The organism is Mucilaginibacter sp. 320_HR (genome assembly GCF_059691875.1).
In genome coordinates this window covers 107,425-120,570 of the sequence record NZ_JCAWAI010000006.1, presented here as the reverse complement: position 1 = coordinate 120,570, position 13,146 = coordinate 107,425, and the positions used below count along the sequence as shown (strand labels likewise).

The window sequence follows — 13,146 nt, the reverse complement described above, 5'->3', positions numbered from 1 at the left end:
TTATTGTAAAATTGAGACGTTACAAAGCTATCCAAATATAACTATTGATGGAACAGGATATTTTAAACGTATATCAGCAAGCCGCAAACAATGCAGGTAACGAAGCTGCAAAATATAAAAAGCTGGCGAACACCTATTCGCTGCTGCGGTTAGGCGTATTCGCGCTAATGGTATTTGCAATCTATTTGACCATCACCCTAGAAAGCTTTGTGGTGCTTACAGCAGCATTTGTATTTTTACTTACTGCATTTGCCTGGCTGGTTGCACGACAGGGTGAATACGAACGCCAGCGCAACTACTATTTAAACCTTCAGACAGTAAACCGTAATGAACTGGACAGCATAACTTCAGGCGCTAACCTGTACAACAACGGCGATCAGCATAGCAACGACAAACACTTTTATACCTCAGACCTGGACATCTTCGGACCATCATCGCTTTACCAGCTAGTAAATCGCTCGGCAACATCTACGGGCAATTACAAACTTGCGATGTGGCTAAAGTCGCCTGCAAATAAAGCAACCGTTTTGCAGCGGCAGGCGGCTGTCCGGGAGATCAGCTCCAATCGCGATTGGAAGATGGAAACACAAGCCCTGCTCCTATTCGCTAATGGTGAAGAACCTAACAGATTAACAAACCTTTTCAAGTTCCTGCACCTACCGCTAAGCATGCCCGGTGAAAAAGGATTAAGCAGATACGCCGCAATTGCCCCTTGGTTGCTGGCGGCTGCCATTGTTGTAACTCTGTTTTACCCGGTAGCAAAGGGAATTGCTATATTAATTGCGTTGGTTAACCTGGGTGTGGTATTTTCCAAAGCTGCCTACATCCGCAAGGCGGATGTAGTGGCAGATAAGATTGGCAAGACACTGGAGAATTATGCTGCAGCTTTCAATAAAATAGAATCCCAAAACTGGTCGGCGGAGCTAAATGCCGGGCTGACGCAGAAGCTCAAGGCAAACCAAACATCAGCGAACATTAAAGAGCTGTCCAACCTCATCAATAAGCTCAACTATCATTTAAACATGATTGTAGGCGTTATACTCAACGCTTTCCTGCTGTGGGATATCCGCCAGATTATTGCTATTGAGAACTGGAAGCGCGCTAACTGCAAATACGTGGAAGAAGCCTTTGACGTAATTGCCGAGTTTGAGGCTCTCATCAGCCTGTCATCGTTAGCTACTAATTATCCAACGTGGGCTTACCCCGAGATAGTCGAAGGCGATGGTTATACTTTAACGGCTACAAACATAGCTCACCCGCTTATCCGCACTAACCCGGTGGCGAATGATTACGAGCTGAATAACAGCTTCAGCATCGATATTATCACCGGCAGCAACATGGCCGGCAAGAGCACCTTCCTGCGCACCATCGGGATTAATACGGTACTTGCGCTGGCAGGCGCACCGGTGTATGCTACCGCTATGCGCGTTTCGGTGATACGGGTGGTTACTTATATGCGCATAAAGGACTCCCTTAACGAAAGCACCTCTACCTTTAAGGCCGAGCTCGACCGCCTGCAAATGCTGCTTGCCGCTGTAGAGAATGAGAATCACGTGTTCTTCCTGATTGATGAAATGCTGCGTGGTACCAACTCTGTTGACAAATACCTGGGCTCTAAAGCAGTTATAGAGCAGCTCATCAGTAAGAAGGGTGTGGGCATGGTGGCTACGCACGACCTGCAAATAGCGCGGTTAGAAGACACCTACCCCAAATACGTCCGCAACTACTACTTTGATATACAGGTGCAGGAAGGCGAAATGCTGTTCGACTATAAGCTGAAGCACGGCGAATGCAAAACCTTTAATGCGTCACTCCTACTTAAGCGCATAGGCATAAACTTCTAAACATACTGTAACACTAAAAAGGGTGTTACACCTGTTACACTTTTTTCAGAGTGAAATTAACAAACGATCTGTTTAATAGGTTATTACAGAATTTAGATGTTTGAACATGTTACAGTTTTTGGAACCATGTTACAGTTTTTTTGCAATTTTTACCTGATGTTACAGCATTATGCTGCAGGCATGAGCAGCGTGCGAGCGGCGGTTTTATTGCGACGCCGTCTGTATAACAGCCATACTTGTTGTTTACCGAGGCACCCGATAAATAAACCCGGTTATTGGTTGCAAACCCCACAAAACAAAGAAAGCCCCCCATTCGGGAGGCTTTCTTGTGAAGATGATATTGTTGGCACAGATTATCTGCCGCCGGCTGGTGCGCCGCCGCCCATGCCGCCCTGGTCGCCTTGTTTAAGGTCGTCGTTGTTAACGCCTTTTTTAGGCTGCTGACCGCTAAAGTTTAACTTACCAAAGCTGTAGCTAAATGTGATGCCGTATGAACGGAAAGGCAATGCAAAATTGCTTCTCTGGCTAAAGCCAGGGCTTGTAGTGCTAGACCTGAAGTTTTTGTACTCCGAGAAAGGGTTAAGTACGTTCAGGCCGACTGACATTTTCTTTTGCATGAACTGCCTGCGTGCACCAAAACCAAGGATGCTGAACGCAGGTTGCTGGCCTTGTATGGTACGGCGCGCTCCGCTGCCAAATGCAAACGCCTCTAACAGGAAGCTTTTTGGCAATGTTGCAGTTGCACGCAGGAAGCCGTTATATTGGATATAAGTTCCGTTCTGGCTCTGCTGCGCTATAAACCTGCCTGTAGGATCGGGCTTGTAGGTGTAAGCGTTAATACTACCTATTATGGTAATAGCTTTTATTGGGTTGATGGTACCAAAGAAACTACCGCCAAAGGAATTGTTGTTACCCACGTTCTGGAAAACGGTATTGGTGATCAGCCTGTTGTTAAACGTAAGGGTATCAGATATACCTTCAATTAAACCGGAAGTACGTTTATAGTACACTGACAGATTTAAGATAGATGTTTTGATAAAGCTGTTCAAACCCAGTTCAATGGTTTGCGATACTTCCGGACTAAGCTCGGGGTTACCTTGCTGGAAGTTTTGCGGATTGCTCCTGTTCTGGAACGGGTTCAGGAACTGCAGGCTTGGGCGGGTAATACGCTTAGAGTAAGATAACTTCAGCGTATTGGTTGCATTTACCTTTTTCTGGATAGTTAAGCTCGGGATCCAGGTATTATAATTTTGATTAAATGGAGTAAGCGATTGCGTAGTGCTGATCGGCTCACCGGTAATGTCAGTATTTTCTAAACGCAAACCTGTTAATACCGACCATCCCTTTGTAAGGGTGGTGGTCAGCACACCGTAACCTGCAAACACGTTTTGATCATAGTTGTACTGGTTAGTCAACGAGTCGTTAAGTACCAGGTTGCCACCATTAAAGTTATAATAGTCCGAAACACTGTTTAACCTGCGAAAGATAGATTTACCACCGGCTTCTAACTTGAACGTTTTATTGATTGGCAGGGTATAATCCGCCTGGAGAGTGTACTCGTTGTTCTTACCATCAATGTTGTTCTTTACATCGGCATAAACGGCGCTGTAATCGTTCGTATAATCTGTAAGACCGGTATTGTGACTCCACTGTGTAGACAGGCTAAGTTCGTGGCCCTCTTTTTTGAACTTATGCGTGTAATCCAGGTTCCAGTCAAAACCATTAATTTGGTTGTTGTTATTGCTGTTTACAGAGTAAGGAGCGTTGGACATGGTATTACTAAACCCTTCAGTAGCAAACCTGATCTGGTTAAATTTGAAGGTGGTATTAATACTATTAAAACCGTTGAACTGGTAACCGGCACCTACCGAGCCTACCAATGCATGTCTTTTCAACCTGCTTTCGCCGGTTGTAATTACCGAATCTATATTAGCTCCTGTACCAAAATACTGCCTGAAATCCGTTTTAGATGTTTGTGGCCATGACGCGTTACCACCAATGTTGGCATTAAGGTTAAACCTGTTCTTGTTATAGGCGAGGTTGGCGTTACCGTTGTTTTGGCGGGTACCCACTGCAGTGTTGATACCACCGCTGAAGCCTGATACGTTTGATTGCTTGGTAACAATGTTGATGATACCAGCGGAACCTTCTGCATCGTACTTTGCAGACGGAGAGGTGATCACCTCGATGTTCTTGATCTGGCTTGCCGGGATAGACTTTAATACGTCGCTTAAGCTGGCCGAAGTAGCACCTGATGGCTTACCATTGATCAGCACACGTACGTTCTGGTCGCCACGTACAGATACGTTACCGTTAATGTCTACAGATACCAATGGCACTTTAGACAACAAATCGGTAGCGGTACCACCTGCCGCGGTGAGGTCCTTTTCGGCATTGTAAACAATCTTGTCAATCTTGTTTTCGATGATTGCCTGCTGACCAACCACCTGTACTTCTTTTAAAGCGCGTGCGCTAGGCGACAAGATAATGTTACCCAGGTTAAAGTCGGGCTTGCCGGCTGTAGTGGTAATCGGGTCAATAGTTTTTGATTGGTAACCCAGGAAAGAAACTACAATTTTGTAGTTGCCGGTGCTTAGGTTGTCGAAAGAAAACTTACCCTTGTCATCGGTAAGTACACCATTCTTTGGCACGGTGCCTTTGCTGCTGAAAAGGCTGATAGTAGCATAGTCAACCGGCTTTTTGGTAAGCGAGTCGACGATGGTACCGCTTATCTTTCCTTTAATACCGGAGCCACCGCCACCAACGCCGAATTGCGCTTTGGCTGTTATTGAAGCACAGAATATTATTAAAAGTAAAATTATACGTCTCATATTTATTGATTTTGGTACTTTGAGGCGAAATTGCCTAAAATGTTACAGGGTAATTTCCCTTTTTTGTAAAATAGTTATAACTGTAATGTATATGTTACACTAACTCACCCCCCTGCCTCTTTCTCCACTTTGTGGAAAGAGGGGGTGCTATCAATAGATGTTTTTTATCAACCTTTTTTAACCCTCTTTGCGCAAAGCGGAGTGAGGGTCGACGGCGAAGCACGTCGGGGTGAGTTGATCCGCGATCGCTTTGCGAGCCGACTCACCCCCCTGCCCCCTCTCTCCACTTCGTGGAAAGAGGGGGTGCTGTTATGTGGTGATTTTAATTTCTTTTTTCTTACCATCTTTGCGCGAAGCGGATAGATGGTCGACGGCGAAGAACGTCGGGGTGAGTTGGGTTTACACCACCATATTCACTATCCGGCCCTTAACTACAATAACCTTTTTAGGTGTTTTACCGTCGAGGTATTTTTGCACGTCTGCACTGGCCAGCACAAACGCTTCCACCTCTTTTACGTCAAGGCTGAGCGGGATGCTGATGTTGGTCTTCATCTTTCCGTTGATAGATATAGGATAGCTAAACTCGTCCTCTACCAGGTACTCAGCTTTAAATTCCGGGTAAGCCGCGTAAGATATGCTGCCGGCAGGGTTGCCCAGCAACACCCAAAGTTCTTCGCAGATGTGCGGTGCATAAGGCTCCAGTATGATAACGAGGTTTTGCAGTATGGCGCGTTTGTTACACTTAAGGTCGGTCAATTCGTTTACCGCGATCATAAAGCTGGAAACCGAAGTATTGAACGAGAAGCGTTCTATATCTTCCTCTACCTTCCTGATGATCTTATGCAATGTCTTTAGCTCGGCTTTGGTAGGTTCGGCATTGCTTACGTTAAAGTTCCAGTCGTTATCGTGGAACAACCTCCAGAACTTACGCAAGAACTTAAATACACCTTCTATACCGTTGGTGTTCCATGGCTTGCTCTGCTCCAGCGGGCCCAGGAACATTTCGTACATACGCAGGGTATCAGCACCGTAACGTTCTATCAGGTCATCCGGATTTACCACGTTGAACTTAGATTTAGACATCTTCTCGATCTCTACGCCGCAAACATAAACCCCTTTAGTCCCCTCTAAATCTCCCCCGGTAGGAGAGACTTTATTGTACGGATAGGATATAGAGCCATCCTCGAGAATCAAGACAGCGTTGTTGAACTCGTCTCTCCAGTTTCTAAACCTCTCAATGTTTAAAACATCATTGTTTACGAAATTAACGTCTACATGTTGAGAACCGAAGGTGACTTTCTTTTTCTGACCATAATTATCCTCATAATCAATCTTCCATTCATCAAGAAGTGCGTAAGGATTGGTAAGTTGCTGTTGGAAACGATCTGCTTGTTTTTTTGACAAGAAATATACAGTTGTCTTTAAGTCTTCACCGACAAGAACTATTCGGTACACAAAGTTACTCCTGCCCTGTATCATACCCTGGTTAATAAGCTTTTTAAAAGGCTCTTCTTCAACCACCAAACCAAGGTCTTTCAGGAACTTGTTCCAAAAACGGCTGTACAACAGGTGTCCGGTAGCGTGTTCGCTGCCGCCAATATATAAATCCACTGCTTTCCAGTATTCAATAGCTTCTTTAGAAGCAAACTCTTTTTGATTGTCGGCATCCATATAACGGTACCAGTACCAGCTGCTGCCCGCCCAGCCTGGCATAGTAGAAAGCTCGTATTCCCCCTGAGGGTGCTTCCAACCGGTAGCCCGTCCTAGCGGTGGTTCACCGGTTTCTGTTGGCAGGTACTTGTCTATCTCAGGCAGCAATAAAGGCAATTCATTTTCGCTGATGAGGTAAGGCAAACCGTCTTTAAAATAAACCGGTACCGGTTCGCCCCAGTAGCGCTGGCGGCCAAATATGGCGTCGCGCATACGGTAGTTTATCTTGGCTTTACCCAACCCCAACTCTTCCAGACGCGCCACTACAGCGGCAGTAGCATCTTTGTAGCCCATACCATTAATAAAGTCGCTGTTGATGTATTTACCTTCCTTGGTTGGGTCAGCCTCAGTCTCAATATTTTGTATGTCGATGATCGGGATTATGGGCAAATTGAAATGTTTGGCAAAAAGGTAGTCGCGCTGGTCGCCACTTGGTACAGCCATCACCGCACCTGTACCATAGCCCGCTAACACGTAATCGGCTATCCAAACCGGTATCCTGTCGCCATTAAGCGGATTTAGTACATAGCTACCTGTAAATGCGCCGCTTACCGTTTTGGTGTCGGCCATGCGGTCCAGCTCGCTTTTCTTTTTGGTCTGAGCGATGTAAGCGTCAATATTAGCTTTTTGTTCAGCAGTGGTTAATGCGGGGACCAATTCGTTTTCGGGCGCTACCACCATGCAGGTCACACCAAAAATGGTGTCTACACGGGTAGTGAAAACCTCTATATACTTTGCTTCAGGCAGTTCTTTTTCCAGCGGGAACTTTACGCTGGCCCCTACGCTGCGGCCTATCCAGTTCCGCTGCATTTCTTTCAGCGGTTCTGGCCAGTCAATAGTATCCAAACCATCCAGCAGGCGTTGCGCATAAGCGGTAATGCGCATGCTCCACTGCATCATTTTCTTTTGCTCAACAGGGTAACCGCCGCGCTCGCTAAAGCCATCCTTCACTTCGTCATTAGCCAATACCGTACCCAGGGCGGCGCACCAGTTAACAGTGCTTTCGCGCAGGTAAGTAAGGCGGTATTTTAACAATTCTTCCTGCTGCTTACGGCTGCTAAGTGCTTTCCACTCATCAGCAGTAAAGATTGCTACATCATCATCACACACGGCGTTCACACCTTTGGATCCGTTGGCTTCGAAATGCTCTACCAGTTTGGCAATGCTTTCGGCTTTGTCTGCATCCTTATTATACCAGCTGTTAAACAGCTGCATGAAGATCCACTGCGTCCACTTGTAATAGTCTGGCGAACTGGTGCGCACCTCGCGGCTCCAGTCGAAGGAAAAACCTATCTGGTCCAGCTGGCGGCGGTAAGTAGCAATATTAGCCTCGGTAGTTACAGCAGGGTGCTGCCCGGTTTGTATAGCATATTGCTCGGCCGGCAAGCCAAAGCTATCGTAACCCATTGGGTGCAGCACGTTGTACCCTCGCAGGCGTTTGTAACGCGCAAAAATATCAGAAGCGATATAGCCCAGCGGGTGGCCCACATGCAGCCCTGCCCCGCTTGGGTAAGGGAACATATCCAGCACGTAGTACTTGGGTTTGTTGGTTTTGTTCTCGGCACGGAAGGTGTTGTTATCGGCCCAAAACTTTTGCCACTTTTTTTCTATATCCTTAAATTGATAATCCATAATTGTGTTTACGCGTATGAGGGGGCGAAAATACGAAAAACGACGATTAATTTGGTAGTTAATTGAGGGAGTGGTGAGTGGAGTTGTACGAGCAGTTGCAGGGAAGTTAAAACTGTACAGACCGTTTTTGAAATCCTGTTAATTCTTTAATTCTGAAAATCCCGATTCAGACTGGGCGTTGCCTTTGGCCCGGGCTGTTCGCTCATATGCCTGCAGGCCTTAGCCACAGGCCGGTATCCGCTGCCATCCCTAACGCGGCCGGCTCACCCCGACATCGCTATCGCTCGTCGACCATCTCTCAGCTGAGTGCATAGAGGGCAATAAATAATATCATGTCCATTATCCCCTCTTGCGTAGCAGAGAGGGGGCAGGGGGTGAGTAAACTTTAGTACCTTTGCAGCATGCTTACTCTTCGCCAGCTATTCCTCAACAACAACGCGCAAACAACGCACTTCCCACTCCTTTTGGAGTTTGAACGCGCGGAAGGCGTGTACATGTACGATACGGCAGGCAAGCCCTTTACCGATCTGATCTCCGGCATAGGCGTAAGCAATCTCGGGCACAGCAACCCGCATGTTATCAGCGCGATAAAGGATCAGGTAGATAAATACATGCACCTGATGGTGTACGGCGAATATGTACAAACACCGCAGGTACGCTTTGCGGAAAAGCTGGTATCCATACTGCCGGAGAGCCTAAATTCTGTCTACTTCACCAACTCCGGATCGGAAGCTGTGGAAGGCGCGTTAAAGCTGGCCAAACGCTATACAGGCAGGCAACAAATAGTCGCCTGCCATAACTCTTACCACGGCAGCACACACGCTGCGCTAAGTGTAATGGGTAACGAGGAATTTAAACAGGCATACCGTCCGCTATTGCCGGGCGTGTCATTCATTCGCTTCAACGAACCCGCTGACCTTGAGCTAATCACCACGCAAACAGCGTGTGTGATCCTGGAGACCATACAGGGCGAAGCGGGTGTCCGCGTACCGGACATAACCTATATGCAGGCGCTGCGCCAACGCTGTACCGAAACCGGCACGCTGCTGATATTGGATGAGATACAAGCCGCGTTCGGCCGTACAGGTAAGCTGTTCGCCTTTGAGCACTTTGGTATTCAACCGGATATACTGCTGCTGGCTAAAGCACTTGGCGGCGGCATGCCGGTAGGTGCGTTTGCGGCAGATAACAGTGTAATGTCAGCCTTTAAGGAGAACCCTATTCTTGGGCATATCACCACCTTCGGCGGTCACCCAGTATGCTGCGCAGCAGGTTTGGCTGCTCTGGAAGTATTACTCAACGAACAATTGATGGAGCAGGTACCCGCAAAAGAAGCGCTGTTTCGCGAGTTGCTGGTGCATCCGGCTATAAAAGGCGTTCGGGGCAAGGGACTAATGCTGGCCGCCGAGTTTGAAAGCTTTGAACTGAACAAAAAAATAATCGACCGCTGTATAGAAAATGGTGTAATAACTGACTGGTTCCTGCATTGCAGCAATTCTATGCGCATAGCGCCGCCTCTTATTATTACTGAAGAGCAAATAACTTTTGCGTGCAGCATTATAGTAGAAGCTATTGATTATCATACCACTACGAAAGCCTGAATCGCAACGGCAATATTCTTTGCATTTGCAATAGTAACCTCAGCGTAAATTAACCTAACGCCTAACTTACAGCAGCTAAGTTGGTATAGTTTATGCACTAGGTGTAGCATCCGTGGTAAACCATGCTTACTGAGCCTTAAAATACCTGTTTAAAGTGCACTGGTGCATAGTTTTCCGGTCAGCGTTGTTCTCTTTATCACATTAACATATTTATTGCCTCTACAGCTACCTATGAAAATTGCTTATATATCAACCTATCCTCCCCGCGAATGCGGTCTTGCCACATTTAACCAGAACTTAATGGGTGCTATAAACGCCAACTTTCCCGAGCGTAAATCGCTACTGGAAGGCGGCTATGTTGTAGCCCTTAACGATTCCGAAGATGTTCAGGCGTACGAGTATCCGGAAGACGTGAAGTACGTTATCCGCCAAAACCACCAAAAAGATTATATCCGCGCGGCAAACTACATTAACACCAGCACAGTCGACGCGGTTATACTGGAGCACGAGTTTGGCATTTATGGCGGCGAAAGCGGTATATATGTATTGCCGCTTATCAACCGTTTAGAAAAACCGCTAATATCTATCCTGCATACTGTTCTTAAAGATCCCAGCTATGTGCAACGCATTATCATACGCGAGATAGCCGAGCAGTCGTCTAAGATAGTAGTGATGAGCAAGCGGGCGGTTGAGTTCCTGACCACCATTTATGATATTCCTGCCGAGAAGATTCAGATCATAGAACATGGCGTTCCCGATCTGGAAGCACAGTCAAACAATCCGGTTAAAAATCTCACTCCTTTTAAAAACCACCGTGTATTGCTCACTTTTGGCTTATTAAGCCGCAATAAAGGATTGGAAACGGTTGTAAAAGCACTTCCGCAGATAGTAGCTAAGCACCCGGATGTGATGTACGTGATATTGGGTAACACGCATCCAGGCGTTATCAAGAACTCAGGTGAAGAATACCGCGACTATCTTAAAAACCTTGCTGCACAGTTAAAGGTATCTCAGCACCTTAGTTTTATAAACAAATTTGTGAGTGAAGATGAGCTGATGGATTACCTTACCGCATGTGAGGTTTACGTAACACCGTATCTCAACGAAGCGCAGATAACCAGCGGAACATTATCTTATGCCGTTGGAGCAGGCGCTGCAGTAGTGTCTACACCATACTGGCATGCAACAGAACTTCTTGACGAGAACCGCGGCCGTTTATTTGACTTCAAAAACTCTGAAGCGCTGGCATCAATAGTAAATGAGTTGCTTGATGACGACGAGGCACTGGCCGAACTAAAGCAGAATGCTTACGACTATGGCCTGCACCTGCGCTACCCGGTAATTGGGTCTGAGTACATTAAAGTAGCGGAAGAAGCTGCATCTACCCACGATTTCAGCGATAAAATATTGAAGAACAGTATTGTTGACCCAGAGGTGCTGCCGAAATTTAACCTGGCGCACGTTCTGCGCCTTACAGATGATACGGGTATAGTACAACATGCTAAATATGGTATTCCTAACCTTAAAGAGGGCTATTGCGTTGATGACAATGCCCGTGCGCTTATAATGGCCCTTATGGCGTACCAGCGCAACGGCAGCCAGGAAGCGTACCGCTTGCTACCTATTTACCTCAGCTATATACACTACATGCAAACGGAAGATGGTAATTTCCGAAACTTCCTGAGCTTTGACAGGCGCTACCTGGATGAAGTTGGCACCGAGGACTCTTTTGGCCGTACCATTTGGGCGCTGGGTCATTTGATCAGTTCGCCGGCGAGTAACTCGTACCGTGAATTTGCGCTAGAGCTGTTCCACCGCTCTTATCCGCACTTTAAAGCACTGCGTTATATAAGGGGCATGGCTAACACCATTATTGGTATAGCGCTTTACCTGCAGGTATATCCTTCAGATGAAGGTATGATCTTTGAACTAAAACGTTTAACCCAACCAATGATAGATGCTTATAACAATACCCGCTCTGATGATTGGGAATGGTTTGAAGAAAGCATGACCTATGATAATGCCATACTGCCGCTTGCATTGCTGCACTCCTGCGAGATAACAGGTGACGAAAATGTACGTAAAGTGGCGCTCACCACTATGGCGTTCCTTGATAAACTTACTTTATCTAACGGCTATCTTAGTCCGGTTGGTAATGATGGCTGGTACTACCGTGGCGGTACTTTCCCGACGTTTGACCAGCAGGCGATAGAAACCATGGCTATGGTGCTGATGCATTTCCAGGCTTACCGAATATTCCGTAAGCCGCAGTACATAGAAAAGATGTTCCTGAGCTACAAATGGTTCCTGGGCGAGAATACACTGCGCGCGCCACTTTATGACCACGAAACGAAAGGGTGCTGCGACGGCTTGCTGCCAGATGGTATAAACCGTAACCAGGGTGCAGAGAGCACATTGGCTTATTTAATATCGCACCTTACCGTACTTAAGGCTTTTGAACTGGAGTACGAGTACAACAAGGCCGACTCAGCAAACAAAGGGCTAATAACCTTATGAAGGCTGCAATACTAGCACCCGTTGCCTGGCGTACACCGCCAAGGCATTACGGGCCATGGGAACAGGTGGCATCAAACATTGCCGAAGGTTTAATTAAGCTTGGGGTAGATGTCACGCTTTTTGCCACCGGTAATTCTATAACCGCTGGTAAGCTTGAAGCCGTATGTGAAAAGGGTTACGAGGAAGACCGAACGCAGGATGCCAAGGTACTAGAGTGCCTGCACATCAGCAACCTAATGGAAAGAGCGGGCGAATTCGACATTATCCACAACAATTTCGACTTTCTGCCGCTTACCTACACCGGCTTAATAGATACACCGGTAATTACCACTATTCACGGTTTTTCTTCACCGCGCATTGTGCCGGTTTACAAAAAGTACAACAAGCGCGGGCACTATGTATCCATTAGTGATGCCGACCGCAGCCCCGAACTGGAGTACATAGCAACTGTTTATAACGGTTTGGATACCGCAGATTTCAAGTTTAGCCCGAAATCAGAAGATTACCTGCTTTACTTTGGTCGCCTGCATCATGATAAAGGCCCGGTGGAGGCTATAGAAATTGCAAAAAAAGCCAACAAAAAATTAATTATTGCGGGCATCATACAAGATGAGAATTATTTTAAAGAGCGCGTAGAACCCCACTTTGGCGACCAGATACAATATATTGGCCCTGCAGGGCCTGACAAACGCAACGAGCTTTTAGGAAACGCCCTCGCATTGCTGCACCCTATAAACTTCGCAGAACCATTTGGCATGAGCGTAGCCGAATCCATGCTTTGCGGCACACCTGTAATAGCGTTCAACAAAGGGTCGATGCCGGAATTGATCAAACATGAAAAAACCGGCTTTTTGGTAAATAATGTAGATGAAGCGGTAGAGGTGATAGGTCAGCTTGACACAATTAACCGGCAAGAATGCGCTGAATGGGCGAAGTCAAAATTTTCAAAAGAGAAAATGGCAGAAGATTACTTTAAGCTTTATCAGCAGATATTGGGTTAAGACAAACTTA

At 46.6% G+C, this 13,146-nt stretch carries 6 protein-coding genes; 4 read left to right on the top strand and 2 right to left on the bottom strand.

Annotation, left to right across the window (positions count from 1 at the left end):
* The first annotated feature begins 47 nt into the window (after window positions 1-47).
* Window positions 48-1,844 carry a MutS-related protein gene (locus AC59GT_RS19275; RefSeq protein ID WP_497239168.1) on the top strand — a complete coding sequence of 599 codons (1,797 nt, stop codon included), beginning with the start codon at window positions 48-50 and terminating at the stop codon, window positions 1,842-1,844.
* 353 nt (window positions 1,845-2,197) lie between these two features.
* Here AC59GT_RS19275 and AC59GT_RS19270 read toward each other — a convergent pair whose 3' ends face one another.
* Both AC59GT_RS19270 and AC59GT_RS19265 read right to left on the bottom strand, forming a co-directional pair.
* On the bottom strand, window positions 2,198-4,675 hold the full coding sequence (locus AC59GT_RS19270; protein ID WP_497239167.1) for a TonB-dependent receptor: 2,478 nt from the start codon (window positions 4,673-4,675) through the stop codon (window positions 2,198-2,200).
* 399 nt (window positions 4,676-5,074) lie between these two features.
* Complete coding sequence (locus AC59GT_RS19265; protein ID WP_497239166.1) at window positions 5,075-8,017, bottom strand: leucine--tRNA ligase; 2,943 nt, start codon at window positions 8,015-8,017, stop codon at window positions 5,075-5,077.
* Between the two features lie 401 nt (window positions 8,018-8,418).
* Here AC59GT_RS19265 and AC59GT_RS19260 point away from each other — a divergent pair, with 401 nt between their 5' ends.
* The 3 genes from AC59GT_RS19260 to AC59GT_RS19250 all read left to right on the top strand — a co-directional run bounded on the left by AC59GT_RS19260 (window position 8,419) and on the right by AC59GT_RS19250 (window position 13,136).
* Window positions 8,419-9,618, top strand: coding sequence for an aspartate aminotransferase family protein (locus tag AC59GT_RS19260; RefSeq protein ID WP_497239165.1), 1,200 nt, complete (start codon window positions 8,419-8,421; stop codon window positions 9,616-9,618).
* 231 nt (window positions 9,619-9,849) lie between these two features.
* Window positions 9,850-12,135 (top strand): glycosyltransferase family 4 protein, encoded by a 2,286-nt coding sequence (locus AC59GT_RS19255; protein ID WP_497239164.1) that lies wholly within the window; start codon window positions 9,850-9,852, stop codon window positions 12,133-12,135.
* Window positions 12,132-13,136, top strand: coding sequence for a glycosyltransferase family 4 protein (locus AC59GT_RS19250; protein ID WP_497239163.1), 1,005 nt, complete (start codon window positions 12,132-12,134; stop codon window positions 13,134-13,136). The genes AC59GT_RS19255 and AC59GT_RS19250 overlap by 4 nt, the downstream gene beginning before the upstream one ends.
* Window positions 13,137-13,146 lie beyond the last annotated feature (10 nt).

Coding starts and splice junctions, on each gene's coding strand:
- AC59GT_RS19265 (WP_497239166.1), bottom strand. CDS start 8,017: ATGGATTATCAATTTAAGGATATAGAAAAAAAGTGGCAAAAGTTTTGG.
- AC59GT_RS19255 (WP_497239164.1), top strand. CDS start 9,850: ATGAAAATTGCTTATATATCAACCTATCCTCCCCGCGAATGCGGTCTT.
- AC59GT_RS19250 (WP_497239163.1), top strand. CDS start 12,132: ATGAAGGCTGCAATACTAGCACCCGTTGCCTGGCGTACACCGCCAAGG.
- AC59GT_RS19270 (WP_497239167.1), bottom strand. CDS start 4,675: ATGAGACGTATAATTTTACTTTTAATAATATTCTGTGCTTCAATAACA.
- AC59GT_RS19275 (WP_497239168.1), top strand. CDS start 48: ATGGAACAGGATATTTTAAACGTATATCAGCAAGCCGCAAACAATGCA.
- AC59GT_RS19260 (WP_497239165.1), top strand. CDS start 8,419: ATGCTTACTCTTCGCCAGCTATTCCTCAACAACAACGCGCAAACAACG.